20 protein-coding genes are annotated in these 20,149 nt (G+C 46.2%); 9 read left to right on the top strand and 11 right to left on the bottom strand.

Annotated elements, in window-relative coordinates:
- Nucleotides 1-99: 99 nt before the first annotated feature.
- The gene (locus tag QUA03_RS02245; protein WP_333209311.1) at nt 100-705 is read right to left on the bottom strand and encodes a DUF3038 domain-containing protein; all 606 of its coding nucleotides are present in this window, start codon (nt 703-705) and stop codon (nt 100-102) included.
- 384 nt (nt 706-1,089) lie between these two features.
- Between QUA03_RS02245 and QUA03_RS02240 the strand changes: the two genes are divergently transcribed.
- The gene (locus QUA03_RS02240) at nt 1,090-1,302 is read left to right on the top strand and encodes a helix-turn-helix domain-containing protein (RefSeq protein ID WP_242715747.1); all 213 of its coding nucleotides are present in this window, start codon (nt 1,090-1,092) and stop codon (nt 1,300-1,302) included.
- Entirely contained in the window at nt 1,292-1,843 is a 552-nt protein-coding gene (locus QUA03_RS02235; RefSeq protein ID WP_333209309.1) for a hypothetical protein, read from the top strand. Before QUA03_RS02240 ends, QUA03_RS02235 begins: the two co-directional genes overlap by 11 nt.
- Here the strand turns inward: QUA03_RS02235 and QUA03_RS02230 are convergent.
- Complete coding sequence (locus QUA03_RS02230) at nt 1,806-2,747, bottom strand: site-specific DNA-methyltransferase (protein ID WP_333209307.1); 942 nt, start codon at nt 2,745-2,747, stop codon at nt 1,806-1,808. The genes QUA03_RS02235 and QUA03_RS02230 overlap by 38 nt on opposite strands.
- A gap of 262 nt (nt 2,748-3,009) precedes the next feature.
- A complete protein-coding gene (locus tag QUA03_RS02225) occupies nt 3,010-5,703 on the bottom strand; it encodes an endonuclease MutS2 (RefSeq protein WP_333209318.1) in 2,694 nt (897 codons plus the stop codon).
- A 463-nt stretch (nt 5,704-6,166) separates the two neighbouring features.
- On the opposite strand from QUA03_RS02225, the gene QUA03_RS02220 reads away from it, so the two are divergent.
- Nucleotides 6,167-7,438, top strand: coding sequence for an ATP-binding protein (locus QUA03_RS02220; protein WP_333094930.1), 1,272 nt, complete (start codon nt 6,167-6,169; stop codon nt 7,436-7,438).
- A 282-nt stretch (nt 7,439-7,720) separates the two neighbouring features.
- On the opposite strand, the gene thrB is transcribed toward QUA03_RS02220, so the two are convergent.
- From thrB to QUA03_RS02200, 4 genes are all read right to left on the bottom strand, one after another.
- Nucleotides 7,721-8,752 carry a homoserine kinase gene (gene thrB / locus QUA03_RS02215; protein WP_333209305.1) on the bottom strand — a complete coding sequence of 344 codons (1,032 nt, stop codon included), beginning with the start codon at nt 8,750-8,752 and terminating at the stop codon, nt 7,721-7,723.
- Nucleotides 8,753-8,842: 90 nt separating this feature from the next.
- On the bottom strand, nt 8,843-9,337 hold the full coding sequence (locus tag QUA03_RS02210; protein WP_333209303.1) for a tetratricopeptide repeat protein: 495 nt from the start codon (nt 9,335-9,337) through the stop codon (nt 8,843-8,845).
- Between the two features lie 3 nt (nt 9,338-9,340).
- Nucleotides 9,341-9,907, bottom strand: a complete 567-nt coding sequence (locus QUA03_RS02205) for a Uma2 family endonuclease (RefSeq protein WP_333209302.1) — start codon at nt 9,905-9,907, stop codon at nt 9,341-9,343.
- Nucleotides 9,908-10,230: 323 nt separating this feature from the next.
- Nucleotides 10,231-11,466 carry a VWA domain-containing protein gene (locus QUA03_RS02200; RefSeq protein WP_333209300.1) on the bottom strand — a complete coding sequence of 412 codons (1,236 nt, stop codon included), beginning with the start codon at nt 11,464-11,466 and terminating at the stop codon, nt 10,231-10,233.
- A gap of 72 nt (nt 11,467-11,538) precedes the next feature.
- On the opposite strand from QUA03_RS02200, the gene QUA03_RS02195 reads away from it, so the two are divergent.
- The 3 genes from QUA03_RS02195 to QUA03_RS02185 all read left to right on the top strand — a co-directional run bounded on the left by QUA03_RS02195 (nt 11,539) and on the right by QUA03_RS02185 (nt 13,804).
- Nucleotides 11,539-12,198, top strand: coding sequence for an ATP-dependent Clp protease proteolytic subunit (locus QUA03_RS02195; RefSeq protein WP_333209298.1), 660 nt, complete (start codon nt 11,539-11,541; stop codon nt 12,196-12,198).
- Nucleotides 12,199-12,453: 255 nt separating this feature from the next.
- The gene (locus QUA03_RS02190) at nt 12,454-13,047 is read left to right on the top strand and encodes an ATP-dependent Clp protease proteolytic subunit (RefSeq protein WP_172188328.1); all 594 of its coding nucleotides are present in this window, start codon (nt 12,454-12,456) and stop codon (nt 13,045-13,047) included.
- Between the two features lie 130 nt (nt 13,048-13,177).
- Nucleotides 13,178-13,804, top strand: a complete 627-nt coding sequence (locus QUA03_RS02185) for a J domain-containing protein (protein ID WP_333209296.1) — start codon at nt 13,178-13,180, stop codon at nt 13,802-13,804.
- Here the strand turns inward: QUA03_RS02185 and QUA03_RS02180 are convergent.
- Together QUA03_RS02180 and QUA03_RS02175 are read right to left on the bottom strand one after the other, a co-directional pair.
- Nucleotides 13,798-14,736: a serine/threonine-protein kinase gene (locus QUA03_RS02180; RefSeq protein WP_333209294.1), complete on the bottom strand. Its 939-nt coding sequence runs from the start codon at nt 14,734-14,736 to the stop codon at nt 13,798-13,800. The genes QUA03_RS02185 and QUA03_RS02180 overlap by 7 nt on opposite strands.
- 114 nt (nt 14,737-14,850) lie before the next feature.
- Complete coding sequence (locus QUA03_RS02175; RefSeq protein ID WP_333209293.1) at nt 14,851-15,171, bottom strand: DUF7873 family protein; 321 nt, start codon at nt 15,169-15,171, stop codon at nt 14,851-14,853.
- Between the two features lie 467 nt (nt 15,172-15,638).
- On the opposite strand from QUA03_RS02175, the gene QUA03_RS02170 reads away from it, so the two are divergent.
- Nucleotides 15,639-15,893, top strand: a complete 255-nt coding sequence (locus QUA03_RS02170) for a hypothetical protein (protein ID WP_333084919.1) — start codon at nt 15,639-15,641, stop codon at nt 15,891-15,893.
- Nucleotides 15,894-15,896: 3 nt separating this feature from the next.
- On the opposite strand, the gene QUA03_RS02165 is transcribed toward QUA03_RS02170, so the two are convergent.
- On the bottom strand, nt 15,897-16,790 hold the full coding sequence (locus tag QUA03_RS02165) for an EI24 domain-containing protein (RefSeq protein WP_333209291.1): 894 nt from the start codon (nt 16,788-16,790) through the stop codon (nt 15,897-15,899).
- An 89-nt stretch (nt 16,791-16,879) separates the two neighbouring features.
- Here QUA03_RS02165 and QUA03_RS02160 point away from each other — a divergent pair, with 89 nt between their 5' ends.
- Nucleotides 16,880-17,671: a 2-phosphosulfolactate phosphatase family protein gene (locus QUA03_RS02160; RefSeq protein ID WP_333209288.1), complete on the top strand. Its 792-nt coding sequence runs from the start codon at nt 16,880-16,882 to the stop codon at nt 17,669-17,671.
- A 321-nt stretch (nt 17,672-17,992) separates the two neighbouring features.
- On the opposite strand, the gene QUA03_RS02155 is transcribed toward QUA03_RS02160, so the two are convergent.
- On the bottom strand, nt 17,993-19,378 hold the full coding sequence (locus tag QUA03_RS02155; RefSeq protein ID WP_333209286.1) for a lipid-A-disaccharide synthase-related protein: 1,386 nt from the start codon (nt 19,376-19,378) through the stop codon (nt 17,993-17,995).
- 163 nt (nt 19,379-19,541) lie between these two features.
- Between QUA03_RS02155 and QUA03_RS02150 the strand changes: the two genes are divergently transcribed.
- Nucleotides 19,542-20,105 carry a Uma2 family endonuclease gene (locus QUA03_RS02150; protein ID WP_333209284.1) on the top strand — a complete coding sequence of 188 codons (564 nt, stop codon included), beginning with the start codon at nt 19,542-19,544 and terminating at the stop codon, nt 20,103-20,105.
- The last annotated feature ends 44 nt before the right edge of the window (nt 20,106-20,149 follow it).

The following is a 20,149-nucleotide window of genomic DNA, read 5'->3' as shown; positions in this document are numbered from 1 at the left end:
ACTAATGACTAATGACTAATGACTAATGACTAATGACTAATGACTAATGACTAATGACTAATGACTAATGACTAATGACTAATGACTAATGACTAATGACTAATTCTTAGCACGGTCTAGAAGAGCCAGCCAGAGGCGGCGGTGGCCGCCGGGACTGCTGTAAAATAGCAAATCGATCAGGAGTTTGAGGGCCAAATCAGTCAACTCTCGGGCCGACAAATTTTCTGCATCTTCCATGCGCGAGCCATAAGTGTTGCTGAACCTGTCAATATAATCTCCCAGCAAAGCGATGGTGTGAGGTTCGCGGTTTTGCTCTGCCATTTGTTCGAGCAAAGCAACAGCGCGGCGGATTAAAGCTTGGTGCTGTTTTGCCAAATGACAGCTTATCAAAACGAGCGATCGAGCTTCCTCCACATCTAGTTTTTTGCGCCCTCCCTGGCCTTTCCGCAGCGGGTTAGACTGTCGCAGCCGCCACAAAGCTACCCGATCGGCTACCATTGGCTCTAAATTCAGTTCGGCTGCTACCTTGAGCATCGCCTCTGAGCCAATTTCTGCCAGTGCTTCTAGTGCTAACAGCACTAAATCCAGTTGGGCTTTAATGTTGTCCAACTGGGTAGGTTCTGGTGCTTTTTGGGTCAATTCTGCCCAGTTGGGAGATTGGCCCGTTTCGTTTGTGGGAGCGGAGGACTTTACGGTCGAGCGCATGGCTTCAGCACGGGAAATTAAGACTGGTTGAGGCAGGATATCAAACAGTATGCAGTGATTAAAGCTTTGTGGCCTGTGGGCAACAGCACATCTGTTAATTTGTCTCCATAGCTCGTTGCTTTGATTCCGGCAATCCTAACTGCTGGACGGAGTTGCGGGTTAAAAGTTGCGGTTTCAAGTTCGATCGATCACAATCCGCAAAACCTAGAGATTTTTACTTCTAACCATCCTACCCCGCAGAGTGACCGAAATCAAATCAGTGCTTTGAAACTATCGGGACTTATATCAATGCAAAGATCCTAGCGCTCTCGAATGCTACTTATAGTCTGTCGCTACTTATAGTCTGTCAGATTATAGTTATCATTGCTTCATCTGGCGCCATCTATGGATATTACGGAGCAATTTGGTAAAAAAGTTAGACATTTCAGAAAGCTCAGAAATCTTTCCCAAGATCAGCTTGCAGAACTATCGGAATTACATCGCACCTATATTGGTTCAGTTGAACGAGGTGAAAGGAATATAACGCTGCTTAATGCCAGCAAAATAGCCAAGGCATTATCCGTTAGTCTAGCCGATCTGGTAATTGATGATGACTGAAAGAAGACTAGAGCAAATTTTAGCAAGATACCAAAAGTCATTTACCGAAAAAATTTATGCAGAAGAGAATGAAGAACACGATATCTTAATGGATGTGTTTGGTATTTCTCCAATAATAAAAAAAGAAAATAGGCAATATTGGGGACGTGAGTTAGATATGTGTTGGCAATTGTTAGTTACTGAAACGTGTAAAACATATTGCAGTAGCTTTCAGCCAGCATTTAAAGTTGGAAGCGATGAGCCGTGCGATCTGATTGTTGATGGGTACGCAATAGATACAAAATATCGTATTGGCTCAGGAGACTCTGGAACGCTGAAAAAGTTCAAATCTTATGGCCAACTGCTTCGTACTTATAATTACGAACCAGTATTTTTGATTCTTAGAAAAGATAATTTACCCGCAGCTATTACAGCGTGCCAAGTAGGGACTTGGAAAGTTTACACAGGCGACGATTCGTTTGAGTTCATAAAAACAATAAGCGGGTTTGATTTAAAGTCATTTCTTATTGAAAAAGTGGGAGAATTCCCTGTATACCGCTGAAACTATTAAGGCGCTTGTTGATAATCTCTATGTAGTCAGGTACTATTTCAATGCCAACATACCTAATGCCAAATTCTTGCGCCGCCAGCAAGGTGGTTCCCGATCCTGCGAAAGGATCGATTAGAATAGAATTTTCCAAACGCGGTACAAATATTTCGACCAGCTTTCTCATTAGAGCGATTGGTTTAACTGTGCAATGGACGTTAAACTCCTCGGTTTTCTCACGCTGTATACCTTCTAAAATATTTGACTGAAAACCACCGAACTGATCTTTAGTATAAAATAGACCAGTACCATACTCCTGTAGAGTTTCCAAGTAATTATTGACCAGTGGTTTTTGAAGTACGCAGATTGCTTCCCATTCGTTCCTCAGACAACTGTGCCAACCATCCCATTGTTCAGAATTTTCATATCCTTTTTTCTCTAACTGTTGTTTGATATTGACACCTTTAGGAATACCACTCGATCTTTTATAAACAAGAATATCTCTCGCATAGAAACCAGCACTTTCAAGTGCTACTTGTACGTGAGCAACCGTTCGTGTGCTGTTGAAAACTAAAACTGTCGCACCCGGTTTGCAGATCCGAAAAAGCTGCTCACCCCACTCAAAGCACCACTTTTCATAATCCAGAGTGTTGTTGCGATTCCTTTGATACCATTTTTGGTTTCTGACTCCACCTGCTAAACCACTGCCATAGGGAATGTTTTTAACCAGGGTTTTATTTCCCTTGCCATTGACTCTTTCAATACGCCTTTGAATTTCTGAGTCATCCCATTTATGACCAATAAATTCATAATTATAAGGTGGGTCAGTGATACAGGCAGAAATATAATTTTCTGGCAATGTCTTCATCACTTCACGACAGTCGCCAACCAAAACTTCATTTGAGGGAGTTTTTTTCATTAGTCAGGCAGTTACTAAAGTGGGAAAGCAACTCTTAATTATTCCACATTTGCAGTATAGTATCCATTCCGGTTGCATCAGTATGATATGTTCCTTGCGACTTGTTTTGCGGCATACAACTATATATATAGCAATCCTAAATGACTCGTAAATTTTTTACCCCACCCCAACCCTCCCCTTACCAAGGGGAGGGAGTAAGAAATTCACCAATGATGCGAGGATTGCTATAATTACGAGTCAACCGGAAATGCGTAAATTTTGATTATTTCAAATAAACCACCGTTACACCTGCACCTCCTTCTTTTTGACTGGCGAGCTCAAAGCGGGAAACCTGCGGATGAGTCGCGAGGAACTCGTGAACGCCTCGCCGCAACTGTCCCGTACCTTTGCCGTGAATTATCCACAGCACTCCGTATTCCACGGCTTTGGAAAGAGCTCTGTCTATTTCGATTTCTGCGTCTGAGACTCTCGCACCCCGTAAGTCGATCGAATTATTAGCAGTGCGAATGGCAATTTCGGGATTGGGTTTTGCAGGTTCCGCCGCTGCTTGCTTAGCTTTAGCCGTAGCGAGTGCTTGTGCTTGGGCGGCCGCCTTGGCTAATTGAGCTTTAGTTTCCGGTTTTTGACCGTCGAGGGATTCAATTTCTCCTAGTTTGACAGTCATTTTCATAATCCCAAACCGGACGCTCAATTCTTCGTTAGCGTCTGGGCCGCTGAGGACTTCGGCGGTTTGGCCCAAGCTGGGAATGCGGATGCGATCGCCCACTTTCGGCATAAAACTCGGTTTGGGTTTAGCCGGTTGTTGGCGAGAGGGCAGGTGTTTTTCAGAAATTTGATTTAAAGTTTCTGTCGCTTGTTGGGCATTTTGAGCCGTCTGGTTGCCCGACTGCAAGCGACGAATGATTTGAGCAATTTCTGATTTTGCCGACCCTATCGCCTCATTTACTGCCACTTCCTGAGCTATTTTTAGTTCTCGCTCCCGCTCTTGCAAAGCGGCTGCTTTTTGAGAAACTTCTCTGTGCAGTTTTTCGGTTTGGTGTAGCAGTTGAGTTGCTTCTCTGGCCTTGGTTTCCTGTTTCCGGCGCTGTGCTTCGAGTCCAGCAATCACTTGATTGACATCTTGAGACGCTCCCCCGACATAGGTTTGAGCTTCATCGACTATGGATGCTAGCAAACCGAGTCTTTTGGCAATGGTGAGGGCGTTGGAACGTCCGGGAATTCCCCACAGCAAGCGATAGGTTGGCTGCATGGAATTGTCATCAAATTCTACTGAGGCATTTTCAAAGCGGGAGTCTTGATATTTGAGGGCTTTGAGTTCGCCAAAGTGGGTAGTTGCAACTGTTAATAGGGAATGTTGGGCGAGGTATTTCAACAGGGCGATCGCCAATGCACTGCCTTCTGAGGGGTCTGTCCCCGCTCCTACTTCGTCTAACAAAACTAAAGATTTGGGAATTGGTAATTGGGAATTGGTAATTGGGATTTGGGGTTGGGGAATTTGTAATTTAGGTTTGAGAATTGGGAGAGCAGAAACAGTGTTCTGTGTATCTGCGACTTCTTCGTCTTGCTGTTGGGAATTAGTAATTGTCAGGTTTGAATTTTCTTCCCCTTCAGCCTGCGATTTATTGTGTAAAACTTCTAAAATGCGGCTGATGCGGCGGATGTGGCCGGAGAAAGTAGACAAACTTTGCTGCAAAGATTGTTCGTCACCAATATCAGCCAAAATATTGTCGAACCAAGGCAATTCTACGGGTTCGCGGGCGGCAATAAACATTCCTGCTTTCGCCATTAAAGCTGCCAATCCCAAGGTTTTGAGGGTGACAGTTTTGCCGCCAGTGTTGGGGCCAGTGATGGCGACGACGCGGATGTGCGGCCCGATCGTTAAATCGACCGGCACGACTGGAAAGCCTTGCTCGTGCTGTTGCTGCCAAACTAATAAAGGATGGCGCAAATGGCGCAGGGTAATTTGCGATCGCAGGTTGCGAATTAATAATTGACTGTTTTCTGAGTTTTCATCATCTTCTTTTTCCTCATCTTCTGTTTCGGGATTTTTTGGTGCTAATTCTGGCTCTCCCAATTCGATAAATTTCGGCGGATTTGCTTGCAACCAAAAACTATAACGCGATTTAGCAGCCGCTAAATCTAAAGTTGTAACTACCACCACCAATCTGTCTAAATCTGGTTTGACTGCTGCGACTTGCTCGGTGAGGGCGCGGCGGACTGCTTCTTCTTCGGCTTGTTCTTGCCGGAGAAATTGCCGCATTTGGTTGTTAAGATTGACTGTGCTGTGGGGTTCTACGTACAGTGTCGCGCCGCTGGCAGAGGAGTCATGAACGATGCCCGGTATGGCATCTTTTTGGGGAGCTTTGACGGGAATGACAAAGCGTCCGCTTCTTTGGGTAATTAGCTGTTCTTGTACTGCGTTGGATTGGCGCTGCAAAATCCCCTGCAATATTTGATAAATGCGATCGCGCAACTGTCGCATTTGAACTCTAATTCCTGCTAATTTAGGAGTGGCTCTGTCTGCTACTTGAGCGCGATCGTCTATACAGCGATGGATTTCTTGCTCTAGTTCGGGATAAGTCCGCAATTGGGCTGCCAGTTCTTTGAGCGTCGGCACATCTGCCTGAGAGTCAATTATCCGGCGCAATTGCCTTGCTCCGGCGAGGGTAGTAGCAATTGCCAGCAATTCTTCGCCGCTGAGCAAACCTTGGAGTTCGGCTCGCTGCAGGGCAGTGCCGATGTCTTGGATTCCTTCAAAACTCAAAGCACCGCCAGCGCGGCTGTCTAACTGATAAGCTTCCTGAGTTTGGGCTAGGAGTTCTGCTGTTTGAGCTTGAGTTGCCGGGATTTCGAGGTCGAGGGCGGCGGCGACGCCAAGTTTGGTGGCCGCGAAGGTAGCTAAGTGCTGACACAGGCGCGGCCATTCTAATAGTTCTAGTGTTTCGGCTTGAATCAAAGTTGAGGTGGTGTTGGTAATTGGCATTCTCAGGCGCTGACCGAGAAGGTGAATTTAACGATACTATTAATTGATTTTAAAGTTTTTTATTGTTTCCTGGCGCAATTTGAGAAACTATCTGCGATCGCCCTCAGCAGTCTTTCGGCCGAAAGCTCTGATGTAACATTAATTACGAAGGAGAAAATTTGCATTTTTGCATTACCCGTCTAAAATTATACCTTCTGGTGATACCATTCCCCAAAAAATATGCAACTTTAGGCAAGCTCCCAACTATTATACAGTAAGTCATTCCCAATTTTTTACTCTAAAATATAAATTGTAAAATGGTATGGGCTATTTTGGGTTTTGAGGGAGCGGGGATGGGCTGTTTTTTGGTGGAATTGAACTATTTTGGAATTTTAAATCTGTCAGCGCAATTCTGGCGGTTGTATCCTAAAAAGTAATTTGTGGAGGTGGTAGAAGTATGGCAAAGATTCTGGCGATCATCGCGGATACTGTGACTTTTCAAGTTGTCCAAGAGTTACTCAGCCAACAGGGACATCAGGTGAGAGTCGTTCCCGACGACAAGGAGGGTTTAGACTTGGCGAGGGAGTTGTCCCCCGATGTGATAATTTGCGACGGGACTTCGCCTCAAATCAACTTTTTGGAGGTGTGCCGGCTAGTGAAAGCCGATTCCCTACGGGATAGCTTCGGTTCACGAGAATTGGCAACAGCCTATTTTATTCTGCTGACAACACCAGACCAATTTGATGAAATTCAAGAATTGGATGTGCCCTTTGACGATTTTCTGTTTAAACCGATAGTTAAGCACGAATTATTGGCGCGGGTGCGCGCGTCTAAGCGATCGCACGAGTTGAGGGCGCGGTTGGAGTTAACACAGCAAGAATTGCAACTGTCGCGCGAGCGAATTCTGCAAAGTGAAAAAATGTCTAGTTTGGGCGAATTGGTGTCTGGGATAGCCCACGAAATTAATAACCCAATTACTTTTATTTACAGCAATCTAACTCACGTCCAAAGCTACACGACCGATTTAATTGAACTACTGCGATTGTATCAACAAGAGCTAGTCAATCCCGGATCGGAAATTCTGCAAAAACAACAAGATATGGATGTGGAATTCGTACTCGACGATTTATTAAAAATTGTGAGTTCCATGCGTACCGGGAGCGATCGCATCCGCCAAATAATTTTGTCACTACAGGATTTTTCCCGCAGCGATCGATCGGGCTGGCAGTTATTCGATGTTTCCGACGGTTTAGAAAATACTCTGTTGTTGTTACAGCACCGCTTGCCGGCGCGCGAGGGAAGGCGAGACATCAAGGTGATGAAAGAATTCGGCAATTTGCCACAAATTGAGTGTTATGCAGGTCTGCTCAATCAAGCTTTTCTGAATATCATCAATCACGCGATCGATGTTTTGGAAGAGTCTGCTCAAGAGTTGGCAGAGTTGGAATCGAGCAAATTTAAGCCTGTGATTTTGATTAGCACTCAGGTGGTCGATGGTCAGCGAATTTCTATTGAGATTGCTGATAACGACATGGCAATTAGCAAAGATATCACAGCGCAACTTTCTGAGCCATTTTTGGTTTCCCAACCTGCGGAACCACCGATATCACCGGGACTTGCTCTCAGCTATCGGATAATTGTAGAGCAGCACAAAGGAGAGTTCAAGTGTTTTTCAGAACCGGGTAAAGGCACTAAAATTCAGATAGAAATTCCGCTGCGTCACAGTTAATTAACAGTATTTACCGTTGGTGGGGGCGGGTTTTTGAAATGGTTGGTTGTAGCCGGAAATTCTTGTGAATCCGCCCCTACAATGACTGCACTTTTTTCAGGTAAAATTTTGTAGAGGGAATGGCAGAAGTTATCGAAAAGAGACTTGATTTGATATTCCAGAGATTTGAAGGAGAGAGGAAGAGAATAGAAATATGAATAATTCCATCGAGAGGGGCAACCACGAGAGATTGCCCCTACAAAACACGGTTATGTAGATGTTGTGTGTCTAGGATTGGAATAATTAAAGGGAGACTAGCGCGCCTTGAGTATCAAGGCCGATCGCCCTTACCTCAGCCTTGACCCCAAATTCCATCCAAGCAGCCGCCATCGCTTTTTCAACCGCCTCGGCGTTAGCCATATCCGTTAAAGCTAAAAGCGTTGGCCCGGCACCGCTAATTACCATTTCATAGGCCCCTGCATTCAGGGCAGCTTGTTGCACCGCTTCATATCCCTTAATCAGAGATTGCCGATAAGGTTGGTGAATTTTGTCTTGGAGGGCGCAGCGCAGCCAGTTTTCATTGCCAGTTTCCAAAGCCCGCACTAGCAAACCGAGGTGTGCAGCATTAAAAATCGCGTCAGCCTTACTGTAATCTGCTGGCAAAACTTTGCGGGCTTCGGCTGTAGAAAGTTCAAAATCGGGGATGGCTACCACGGGCACAATATTCGGATGCCAGGGAATATCGCAAATCTCCCATGAACCCCCCCCCTGCCCCCCCTTGCTAAGGGGGGGTGATTGTGTGATCCCCGCGTCGGTAAGGGGGAATTCTTCTCTTAGCCCCCCCTTACTAAGGGGGGGTTGGGGGGGTGCATTGCTAGCAGCGAGGCGACATCCTCCCAGTAAAGCGGGGACAACGTTGTCGGGATGTCCTTCAAGTTCGATCGCCAATTGCATCACTTCCACCTGACTCAAAGGCTTTCCGGCTAATTCATTTGCACCAACTAACCCACCGACAATAGCTGTGGCGGAACTTCCTAAACCTCTAGCCAGCGGCACTTGCATATCTATATGTATGGCTACGGGCGGCGGCGATTGGTTCAGGTATCCGTATAACTTTATAAATGCTTGATAAGCGAGATTGCTGTCATCTGTCTTGACTTTGGTGGTTTCTTTGCCTGTAACAGTAATTTTTAGTTTCTCGGTTGCTGAGGGTTCGAGTCGGGAGAATTGGAAGCGGTTGTAGAGGCTTAAAGCGGCGCCGATGCAGTCGAAGCCGGGGCCTAGGTTGGCGGTTGTGGCGGGTACGGTAACGGTAACGGTGGAATTTTCGGGCATTTTTTGAATAGTTAATTTGGAGTGTTTAACCGCAGATGGACGCGGATGAACGCTGATCGAAGCATATTATACTATGTTTTCAAAAGCCATTTATTCTTGCAGCATTTGAAGATGTTTGATGGCATCTTGATAATCGTTGGTATTGCCATCTTTTTGATAGAGTTCTGCTGCTTTTTGATAATCGGCGATCGCCCCCGGTTTGTCTTCTAAGAACTCGCGGACTCTGGCGCGGTTGTAGTAGGCGTCGCCGTAGTTGGGGTTAATTTCAATTGCGCGATCGAAATCTGCTTTAGCTGCTGGATAATCTTTGAGATTGCGGCCGTGGATGATGCCGCGTTTGTTGTAGGCTTTGGCGTAGTTCGGGTTGAGGCGGATGGCTTCTGTGTAATCGGCGATCGCCCCTGGAATGTCTCCTGCCTCTGATTTGGCTAAAGCACTATTAAATAAATCTTCAGCAGGATTTTGAACAATCGTTTTTTGAGCTATTAATATTGCTGAGGATTTAGCAGAGACAGCAGGGGATATATTACCAAAGATAGTAAAGATTACTAGAGTAGCAATTAAATTGTAAAATGATGATTTCATAATTTAGGCAAAAATTTGAGCGACCGAACAACTAAAACCGGGCAACAAAGGGGAAGTTAGTTCATCATTGCTCAACAGTGTAGCAATGAGCCTTAAACTTGCTTGTTCCCTGCGATAAACTTCTATTTGCTGCAATTGCCAATTCACAACCCAGTATTCCTGCACTCGTCGCACCGAATAGAGTCTGAGTTTCACGTCTCGATCGCGTGTCTGATTGTCTGCACCGGGGGATAACACTTCAACAATTAACTCTGGTGCGGCGGTTAAATGTCCCGCTTCGTCTAGCAAGATAGCCAAGCGTTCGTTGCTAATTCCAACCACATCAGGAATAACACAATCTACATCTGTAAAAATCACCCCTGGACTAATTACTGATTCTCCTAATCCTGTTTTTTGTGACCAATTATTTAACTCTATGCAAATGTTACCACAAACTTCTTGATGATTCCAGTGTGCTGCCCAGGTCACAAATAACTCTCCATCAATAATTTCGTAACGATCGCCGTTATCGGGCAATAGTTCTAAATCGGCGGTAGTCCAGCGTACTTTATCAGATATTGTCTGGCTCATAAGCTAATCCGCATTTAAATTGCATACTAAAATAAATTTTTCCTCTTATGGGGTGGGCATCCTGCCCGCCCTCAACCTAAAAATTAAATGCACAACAGCTTACAAGCACTGTTGAGAGGTGATACAAACATTCTAAACGATCGAGCTTCTACACGATCCACAGCTTGAAACAATCGGCATACACTGACTTTCGCCTTTTGCAGGCGAGACTCAGAATATTGAAACCCGCGCCCAGGCGGGTTTCGTTTTTGTAGAGGCGATTTCGCATCACCAAATTGTCCGATCGCCCAATTTAAAATTATTTAGAATTTCAAATCGCGCGATTACTTCAAAATAGTTTTAGAAGCAATCCGAGTTTTCTTGCGATCGGCTTCACTCAATTGTTCACCAGATTGCAAGCGAGTAGCAGAGGTTTGCAGCACAGTTGCGGCACTTTTATCGCCCATTTGCAAAGCAGTTTTAGCTGCTGTTTGCAACATCGTTGCCGCGCCGGCGCGATCGCCCTGTTGCAATCTAGTTTCTGCGAGTTGAGTTTGGCGGTATTTAGCCAAAGCTAAAATGTGCTGCTGCACCATCGGGTTAAGTGCTGGCTGATAAACTTTTAAGACATTAGCAGAAACTGCAACAGGATCGGAAAGCAAACCTTGCCCGACAGTCGGATCGTCGTAGCGAATTTGCAATTGCCCGATCGCCTGTGTACCTTCGGGCAACTGTCCAATATAAATATTAGCCAAAACTACTCGCTCTATATCCTTCATTAAATCTCCCAGGCGCACCATAAAACGATCGCCCTCTTGCTGTATCGGTAATTCGATCGTATCCGGGGCAACTTGGGCGATCGGTTTGAGTTCGGCTAACCGCACTTTTGGCATTAGGGAAAATAGCAAATAAGCATTAGTCAAACCTACACCTTGGACGCGACTAAACAGTTTACCAAACTCGTCAACCGCATCTTCAGGACGCTGAATGTGAGCCAGAGCACCGCCGCCAGCATCAGCAATTTTTTCCAGAATATCCTGGTTCCAGTTATCGCCAAATCCCAGAGAATTTAAAGTCATGTTGTAGTCGGCAGCCAATTTAGCCAACTTCAAACAGCGGCTGTCGTCGCCGTGTTCGTTTTCGCCGTCAGTCAGCAGAAACGCCTGAGATATAGCTTCTTTTTTGCCTTTGCCCAACTCTTCAATACCTAACTTAATGCCCTCATCAATTGCTGTGCCACCGGCCGAGCGCAATTGCTCAATTTGCCGTTTAATGCTGCTGGGATCTCCCACAATTTGATTGGGGACGAGGACTTTGGCTTTGTGGTCGAAAGCCACCGCGCAAAAGCGATCCCCGGGCTTCAACCTGTCGAGCAACCGTCCGGCGGCTTGTTTGACGGTTTCCAAGGGGCGTCCGCCCATCGAACCACTGTGGTCGAGAATCAGGCACAGGTTTAAGGGTACGCTGGAGTCGATCGAGCTTGCCGTCGCAGACACTGAAATAGCTAGCTGGCGCTGCGTCGAGGGCGCAGCAGCGTCAAGGTTAGGGTCGTTTAAAACCGGGAGCAAACTAACTTTCATGCGGGATACCTAAAGATTGCGTTACTATTTCTTTAAGAATAGCTCCATCAGTTCAGGCAACATTTCGGTTATATGAACACACCAATTAAAGCTGTGCAATCGCCATACTACGGGGAAGGGAACTCTCGGACGCCACCTCCCGATTTGCCATCCCTGTTGCTGAAGGAGCGGATCGTTTATCTGGGGATGCCTCTGGTGCCTGCGGTAACAGAACTGATTATCGCTGAACTGTTGTTCTTGCAGTACGAAGACCCGGATAAGCCGATCAAAATCTACATCAACTCGACCGGCACTTCTGGTTACAGTGGCGAACCCGTCGGCTTTGAAACAGAAGCCTTCGCTATCTGCGATACGATCAGGTACATTAAGCCGCCTGTGCACACTATTTGCCTCGGTTCGGCAATGGGGATGTCTGCGATGCTGTTAGCGGCCGGTACAAAAGGCTTTCGGGCGAGTTTGCCCCACGCTTCGATTGTGTTGCATCAACCCAAGGCTTACACGCGGGGTCAAGCAAGCGACATTCAAATTCGGGCTAAGGAAGTGCTGGCAAATAAAGCGACAATGCTTGATATTTTTGCAAGCTGTACTGGCCAACCGATCGAAAAGATTACTAAAGATATGGATCGGTTGCTGTACATGACGCCTTATGAAGCGAAAGAATACGGTTTGATCGATCGCGTTCTTGAAAGTTCGGAAGAATTGCCGAAACCGCTGCCTGCAGGAGTCATCTAACTGGGAATCGGGAATCGGGAATCGGGAATTGGGAATCGGGAATCGGGAATCGGGAATGAGTAAGAATTAAGGGTTAATGCCTAGTAGTTCCTACCCTGATTAGTTACTAAATAGTCTTTTTATGACTAACAATGCCCGATGCCCAATGCCCAATTGCCCAATTGCCCAATGCCCAATGCCCAATTGCCCAATTGCCCAATTGCCCGATGCCCAATTGCCCGATCACCAATTACCAACTAAACGGAGTTCCGAATTATGCCTATAGGTGTGCCAAAAGTTCCCTACAAAATGCCGGGTGGTTATGATACTCAGTGGATTAATATCTACGATCGCCTCTACCGGGAACGAATTATTTTCTTGGGCAGAGACATTGACGATGAAATTGCCAATCAAATCATCGCTGTGATGCTCTATCTTGATTCGGAAGATTCTGGTAAGGATATTATTTTGTACATCAATTCCCCAGGGGGAATGGTGTCGGCAGGCATGGCTATTTTTGATACCATGCAGCACATTAAATCAGACGTGGTGACGATTTGTGTGGGCTTGGCTGCTTCGATGGGTTCTTTCCTGTTAGCTGCCGGTGCGAAGGGGAAACGCTTAGCTTTGCCTCACTCGCGAATCATGATTCACCAGCCTTCTGGGGGCACGCGGGGACAAGCAACGGATATTCAGATTGAGGCGAAAGAGATTCTGCGGCTGCGCCACGAGCTCAATAATATCTATGCTAAGAATACTGGCAAGCCGATCGAGAAAATCGAGAAGGACATGGATCGCGACTATTTCATGTCCGCTGAGGAAGCCAAGGAATACGGCTTGATTGACAGAGTAATCGAAGATCGTCCGTAAGTTATTTTTGCGCGACCGTAGTGTGGGCAACCCTCCCACTACAACCTAGTTCGCACTAAATTTTGGCAGAATCTTTACATTTAAGGATTCTGCCATATTTAATGGAATTATCAACGCTCATTCATGCTAAATGGATATTGCAGATTATTACCGACAGTTAGGACTGAGGTCAGGTGCGAGTTTATCGCAAGTTAAGACCTCTTATCGGCAGTTAGCGAGACAGTATCACCCCGATGTGAATCCGGGAAACGAACAGGCTAAAAATAAGTTTATTGCTATTACTGAGGCTTATAAGTTCCTGGTGAATGTTGCCCCCCACCATGTTGCGGAGTCGAAAGTTGCCAATTCAACTGTGCCGCCTACTTCGACACCGCCGGATCTGGGGGTGAAAGCTCAACCGCAAGCAGTTAAAGTGACTCGAAAAGAGGCCGCGGTTCAATCTAATGCGGATCTGTCGGCGGTAGAACAAAAGTTAAAGCAAGATGCTTATGTTGAGTTGCAGCAGTTGCTGAAATATCAGAGGTTCCCGCGGGCGATCGCCTTGATTGAGGGTTTGGCCCAGCGGGTTCCCGAAGATTTGGAGGTGCGTCAGTGGCAGGCGATCGCCTATCAGCGCTGGGGACGGCATTTGATCGGAGAAAAGCAGGTTGATAAGGCGAGAATTTATTTGAAAAAGGCTGTGAAAACTGACCCTCACAATCGGGCTTTGTGGGCGGAAGTTGAGCGGGATTTTCGCAGGTTGGAAGAGATTTATTGAAGCGATGTTGCGTCCCCCTTTTTCAGGGGGTCTGCGTCGTGAATTTTTAATTTTTCTAATTTTTCTAAAATAACTTGGGTATTTTCCGGTCGGTTTTCCGGTAGCGGTTCGATCAATTCGTCGATCGACTCTAGAAGTAACGGGTCAATATCTACAGCCTGGTTCCTCCAATTAATTTTACCAGTTTTTTCATTAACGGGAAAGTCGATCGGCTCTATGCCTGTTAATAAGTGTACAAAAGTACGCCCTAAAGCAAAAAAATCCGATCGCACGCCTGCTTTACCTAGAATTTGTTCCGGTGCAGCGTATCCAGCAGAACCTATGGGTGCGGTCTCTATCTCTGCTTCTGTGGTGGCGCCGAAGTCAATTAATCTCAATTTTCCATTGGCTTCAACCATCAGGTTGGATGGCTTAATATCCCGATGCACTACATGATGTTTGTGGATTTCCTGCAAAATACGAAGCATTTGTTGCAGCCAATCAAGAGCCAGCTTTTGAGAAACGTACTGTTTTTTAGTTAAGAATTCTGCCAAGTTTTCTCCGCTAATTTTTTCCATCACCAAACAAGACAATTTCTGGAAGTTATGGGGGAGTTTAATTTGGAAATAACCGTCAGGTTCGACATGGGGAACTGAACCCTTTCCGGCCAGCCAAATCAAAACTCGCGCTTCTTGCTTGAACAAGCGAACTAAATCGGGATTGTGGGCGTGTTTCAAGACTTTTAAAATTTTGACAGTGCCCCATTCGTTTTCCCCGGTTCCCAAGTCTTCGACTTCAAAGATGTCTGTGGGGCGTGCGGGATTGGGCGATCGCACTGGTTTAAGGATACGATAGCGATCGGCAATTAACAAATCCGTGCCACAAGCCTGACAATTTTGAGCAGCAGCAGGATTTTCGCGTTGTTCGCATTGAGGATTGATGCAGTAAATCATACCATTTTAGATTTTAGATTTTAGATTTTAGATTGGAAATGACTGACGCTGTATCGGTTTAGAGCTTGGTTTTGCATTCTTTTTTGGGGAAGTCGTATCACTTTGATTGATAAATTACCATAAAACCCAGCAGTTCTGATCGTCTACAGTTATGTCAGCGCTGGCGCTACAATTTGTCCAATCTTTGGTTGCGGTTACGTCGAAGAGTTTGGTCAAAAATTCAGTCGTTTTGCGGATAATCTCTTCGGCTTTGACTTCAACTTTTTTGGACTCTGGCGGCAGTTGTTCGCCTTCTTCGTCTTTGGGGCGGTAAGTACGGGAGATTCCAGAAAGCACAGCGGGCTTCTGGAGTGCTTTTTGAGCTTCTGCGAGTTCTTGGACGGATCGGCTTTTGATGCCTTTTTCGATCGCAATAATCTGATTTAAGCGTGCCATTGTTCGATTTTATTGACGCTGAACTCATATCAAGCCGGGTTGATACTGATCATCAAATTGTTTGTGCTGTGGCTTTTAGGGCTTTGATAACTCTCCCTCCTCAGTACAAAACTCACGATCGTTCTTTAACCAGACTTGTTCATTTTGTAGTATGGTATAATTCAATATAAATTACAAGCTTTTTTTTGTGCCAAGAGATCCCGCTGCTATCCGTGGTCAGCAATTTATCTCTCAAAAAATCGGCAAAATCTCTAGCGTCGCTGCCAAAGTGTAGCAAATATAACTCTTTGTCAGCGCTCCAACTACCTCTTGAGATAGATGCGGGAATCCCTCTCAGGGCGCGTTGTCATATCGGGAAATATTTCTTAACATATAGATAACAAAGGGAATCCGAGGAGACACCAAAAATCCTTAAGCCCTTGGGGTGCCCCGGTTAATTAGACTTTTCGCAAACAAGGGCTAAATCAATGAACAAGCAGCAAAACTCCGAAGTTTCAGCATTTTTGCCCATGCTCCAAAAAGGCATTTGGCTGTTTGGGATTCTCTCTTGGATATTCGGGCTGACAGATAGAACTATTGCACTATTATCTGACGGATATTTGTCGGCGATCGATATTGTCCAGCTATTTACAGCATCATTTTTCTTCATTAGCTGGCTGTTGTTAAGCCCGTTTTTGGGTCTTAACTCCCAGAGTCAGCCGAAGGAAGAAGCATCTCCCTAGTTTTTAAGTTGTAATGTTAGTTTCTCGATCGCTCTTTCTTTCTTCTGGGGCAAAGCGCGCCGGCCAAATGCGATCGCAAAAAAATAACGTTCCCGCCGTCACACACAGCGGAATCGCCAACAGATTCAACAGCGGAATGCTTACCAAACCCAAACAAACCAAACCAAAACTCCCGCTGGCCGGCAAACTCGCCCAAATGATCTCCAACTTCTCCTGAAAAGGTCGCCTCCGCCTCTCCAAAGGTGCATCTAAAAAGTCCAAACAGACAATAGTCGCGCCCAAAGCTACGCCACCCAAACTGCTAAGAATAGAGCCGACTCCTGGAATGAAATTTAGCAGCAGCAGCGGTATACCGACGCTCAACAAAATTTGTAGTTTTCGCAGTTCAAAGGCGATCGCCCTTTGAATATCCTCAAAACTACTCGCCAAATTCATTGGTGCTTCTGCGGGCAATTGACCGTTCCGCAGCAGTTCCAATTGTTCGGAAAGTTTGCCGTACCAGGGCGAACCTAAAATCACGCCAAACTGCACTAACAAAAATCCAATTATCAGCAAAAGTCCTGACACTAGGAGTACGCGCAGCAGCCAGCCGAAAGCGACTGTTAACACGCCAAGAAAGCTCAGCCAAGCTGGAAAACTCGCAATTAAAGCATTAAATCGGACGGACAAATCGGCAACCAAAACGTCTATCCTAGCCAAACTGGGAAATAGCAAGCTTAAATAAAGACCAATACCAATTATAAAATTTAGCACCACGGGAACTAATACATAAGTCCACAGCTTGGGAGTTTGCAAAATTAGCGTGAAAGCTCGCAAAGGATAAGTGAAACCTGCCAGGAGTCCAATTGGTGCGGTAATGGCGGCGTGGGCGGGGTTTGAATTTAACTGTTTTGACATATTTTCTGCTTTTGAGGACTCGACTCTATTTTCTATCATCCATTTTCCATTATTATGACTGATGAGGATTTATCGCAGGTTGCCCAAAAGTGAAGCTTTTTATTTACCATACCCCGGAACTTACGCCAGGCGACAAAATGCCGGCTTGCGCGATCGCAGTTGATGTGCTGCGGGCGACTACGACAATGGCAACGGCCCTGAATAATGGGGCGGAAGCTGTCCAAGTTTTCAGCGACTTAGGTAAGCTAATGGCCGAGAGCGAAAAATGGCCTGCAGATAAGCGGATTCGCGCTGGAGAGCGCGGCGGCGGCAAAGTTGACGGATTTGACATGGGAAATTCTCCGCTGGACTGCACGCCAGAAAAGGTGACTGGGAAGAGAATTTTTATCAGCACAACTAACGGTACTCGCGCTTTGGAACGAGTGCAAGCTGCTGCAACTGTGTTAACGGCGGCTTTGATTAACCGCAAATCTGTGGTGCAGTTTTTGTTAAATAAAAAACCGGAAACTATTTGGATTGTGGGTTCTGGTTGGGAAGGGAGTTATTCGTTGGAAGATACGGTTTGTGCTGGTGCGATCGCCCAAAGTCTCCTGGCAGAAAGCGGTATTCCTGCGAGCGATTTTGCTGGTAACGATGAAGTATTTGGGGCTATTGCTCTTTATTTGCACTGGCAAGATAGGTTGCACGAATTGTTGGAAAGGGCCAGCCACGGTCAGCGCCTCCTCGGTTTAGGTGTTATTGAAGATTTAAAATATTGCGCGCAAACGGATACTTTAGATGTGCTGCCTGTGCAGCGAGAACCGGGAGTGTTGGTTAAGTCTGATTTTAAAATTCCTCAAGCTAATTTCTGGGTTCCATCTTCGGAAAAAACGGCGAATTAAATTTTTCTGCAAGTGGTGTAAGCTGTCGCGCATTTAAATTGTATATTCAGGGCGGGCGGGACGCCCCCCCCACAAGACTTTGATTTTTTTTGACATACAATTTCAAGGCAGAACAGCTTATTAGTAAGGTGCGCGGCCCTGCACACCTACTCGAACAACCACAATAAAATTGGTTTGCAGCATCGGAATGCAAGTCCTCATAAAAATCAGAGGACTTGCATTCCTCACTACAGACAACGGAAGTTAGTAGTTAGCCAACGAGATTTTTGTTTAAAAAGTAGAATTAAAGATATTTGGTAGGGACAAAACATTGTTTTGTCCCTAGTCGATTGCAGGCAATTGAGAATTGCTGCATTCACCGCCGAACCGCTGAATTAAACATTCGGCAATTCTGGCTGCTGCACCGGGTTCTCCCATGCGGCGCCAGCCATTTTCAGCGATTAGCTGCAACCTGTCGGGGTCGCGGAGCAAAGACTGCACGGCGCCGGCAACTTCGGCGGGATGTTTGACTAAAATTAATGACGGGCCTAACAGGCGACTTTGAGCTTCTGCAAAAGCGAAAGTAAATTGCGGGCCGTTTCCGGGAATGGCGATCGCGGGTTTTCCTAAACCTACAAATTGTTCTGTAGCCGTACCTGCCATTGCTATTGCTAAATCGGCTTCGTACAAACAATCGTTAAAACTTTGCTGAGTCAAAATCATCGTGGCGTTTCTCTGCACAAATGTCATGGGCAATAGTAAATTAGGAGATTCTTTCTGCATTTCTTGAGCGCTAGAAACAGGAGGTCGCAAAATACTTCCTTCTCGCCGCTGCGTTCTAATTTCGCCGTCTTGTCGCCAGCCGAAAAATTCTAAACTAGGTCGCAAAGCTTCTAAGTTTAACTGGGGAGAAATGGCTCCGAAAAATAACAATTTGCGATCGGCAAACAGCGATAAAATTCCGGCTACAGCCTCTACTATTAGCAGCCAATTAGCATAGGCTTCCGGCGCTCGAGAACCGGGGAGTAAGGTGATGATGAGCGATCGCTCGATTTCCCGAAACTCTGCGTCAGGGCCGTAAAAACCGGCGGGGTTTTCCGGTTCGAGTCCGTCCATCATCGGGTTTCCGAGATTGTAAGCGGGAATTCCCAGCTTTTGTAAAGTCTCGGCGGTGAGCGCGTCCCTGGCAAAAACGGCCCGGCAGCGCGATCGAGTCATCAACCAGCGCTCCCAAGGCAAATAAACCGATCGCGACCAATTCCACCCACCAAAGACCCTGGATTTGCGAGCCAGAAGCCCGTCCTCGTCCCGCAAATAATACTCGGACTTGGCAGTACCGACAAAGGCATAGGGCGCGCCACTGAGCCAAGCAAACAGCAGCGGTACAATATCCCCGCAGGCTAAAATAACGCCGTCTTGATTCCCAGACTGTTGTTGGGTCCGCACCCAAGCGCGGATGGCTTTAAACTGAGCGATTGTCAACTGCAGCAGGCCGCCTTTGACATCGCGCAAAAATTCCCTCCCGTCCATGTAAATAAAGCCGCCCGAAGGCATCCGCTGCACCGGGCCGATGATGCGGGCGTTTTCTAGTTGAGCGAAAGCTTGCCCTTCACCCACTAGCGGAAACACGGCTAATTCTGGCGGATGCGGGTGCTGTTGCAGTTCCTGCAAGATGCGAAGGGCGATCGCGTCTTCTCCGTGGCCGTTACTGAGGCAAAGTAATTTCAATCCCAACTCTCTCAAAAACTGTCTCTGAATATATAGAAGCAAGATTAGCCGCAGGATGCAAGGTGCTATAGCCGGATGTTGAAGTAAGTGGATCGCCGATCGCACGAGTCCGGGACTTTTGGGTAAAATAGCAGATGAAACTCTATTTTATAGGTAAAATCGGATGGTACAAACCCTGCCAAAATCTTTGACTCTCCAAGAGTTTCTGAAGTTGCCAGAAACCAAACCAGCCAGCGAGTACATTGACGGTGCAATCATTCAAAAACCCATGCCTCAAGGAGAACATAGTGTCATTCAAGGCGAGTTGACAAGTGCTGCTAATGCTACTCTCAAACCTCAAAAGGTGGCGCGAGCATTTCCCGAACTACGGTGCATTTTTGGCGGTCGAGCGATCGTTCCAGACGTGAGTGTATTCACTTGGGAGCGCATTCCCCGTAAAGAAAATGGTGGTGTGGCAAATGTGTTTGCGAGCGCCCCGGATTGGACAATTGAAATCCTCTCCCCCGACCAAAGCCAAACTAAAGTTACTAAAAATATTTTACATTGTCTCAAGCACGGAACTCAAATGGGTTGGTTAATCGATCCAGAGGAGCGATCGGTTTTTGTATATCGGCCGACTCAATCAACGGAGGTATTTGACGAACCGGAACAGTTATTGCCCATGCCATCTTTTGCCAGGGAATTGCAACTGACAGTAGGAGAATTATTTGGTTGGCTATTAGAGTGATATCATGTCCTATCGAGCGATCGCACATGATATCACTACTGACT

The sequence above is a fragment of the Microcoleus sp. S36b_A4 genome, assembly GCF_036700645.1.
Taxonomy (GTDB): Bacteria; Cyanobacteriota; Cyanobacteriia; order Cyanobacteriales; family Microcoleaceae; genus Microcoleus.
The sequence above is the reverse complement of the archived record's forward strand: the minus strand, read 5'-3'. Positions and strand labels throughout refer to the sequence as shown.

Excerpts from the sequence above, each read along its gene's own strand:
- QUA03_RS02245 (WP_333209311.1), bottom strand. The coding sequence starts at position 705 with ATGCGCTCGACCGTAAAGTCCTCCGCTCCCACAAACGAAACGGGCCAA.
- QUA03_RS02240 (WP_242715747.1), top strand. The coding sequence starts at position 1,090 with ATGGATATTACGGAGCAATTTGGTAAAAAAGTTAGACATTTCAGAAAG.
- QUA03_RS02235 (WP_333209309.1), top strand. The coding sequence starts at position 1,292 with ATGATGACTGAAAGAAGACTAGAGCAAATTTTAGCAAGATACCAAAAG.
- QUA03_RS02230 (WP_333209307.1), bottom strand. The coding sequence starts at position 2,747 with ATGAAAAAAACTCCCTCAAATGAAGTTTTGGTTGGCGACTGTCGTGAA.
- QUA03_RS02220 (WP_333094930.1), top strand. The coding sequence starts at position 6,167 with ATGGCAAAGATTCTGGCGATCATCGCGGATACTGTGACTTTTCAAGTT.
- thrB (WP_333209305.1), bottom strand. The coding sequence starts at position 8,752 with ATGCCCGAAAATTCCACCGTTACCGTTACCGTACCCGCCACAACCGCC.
- QUA03_RS02210 (WP_333209303.1), bottom strand. The coding sequence starts at position 9,337 with ATGAAATCATCATTTTACAATTTAATTGCTACTCTAGTAATCTTTACT.
- QUA03_RS02205 (WP_333209302.1), bottom strand. The coding sequence starts at position 9,907 with ATGAGCCAGACAATATCTGATAAAGTACGCTGGACTACCGCCGATTTA.
- QUA03_RS02200 (WP_333209300.1), bottom strand. The coding sequence starts at position 11,466 with ATGAAAGTTAGTTTGCTCCCGGTTTTAAACGACCCTAACCTTGACGCT.
- QUA03_RS02195 (WP_333209298.1), top strand. The coding sequence starts at position 11,539 with ATGAACACACCAATTAAAGCTGTGCAATCGCCATACTACGGGGAAGGG.
- QUA03_RS02190 (WP_172188328.1), top strand. The coding sequence starts at position 12,454 with ATGCCTATAGGTGTGCCAAAAGTTCCCTACAAAATGCCGGGTGGTTAT.
- QUA03_RS02185 (WP_333209296.1), top strand. The coding sequence starts at position 13,178 with ATGGATATTGCAGATTATTACCGACAGTTAGGACTGAGGTCAGGTGCG.
- QUA03_RS02180 (WP_333209294.1), bottom strand. The coding sequence starts at position 14,736 with ATGATTTACTGCATCAATCCTCAATGCGAACAACGCGAAAATCCTGCT.
- QUA03_RS02175 (WP_333209293.1), bottom strand. The coding sequence starts at position 15,171 with ATGGCACGCTTAAATCAGATTATTGCGATCGAAAAAGGCATCAAAAGC.
- QUA03_RS02170 (WP_333084919.1), top strand. The coding sequence starts at position 15,639 with ATGAACAAGCAGCAAAACTCCGAAGTTTCAGCATTTTTGCCCATGCTC.
- QUA03_RS02165 (WP_333209291.1), bottom strand. The coding sequence starts at position 16,790 with ATGTCAAAACAGTTAAATTCAAACCCCGCCCACGCCGCCATTACCGCA.
- QUA03_RS02150 (WP_333209284.1), top strand. The coding sequence starts at position 19,542 with ATGGTACAAACCCTGCCAAAATCTTTGACTCTCCAAGAGTTTCTGAAG.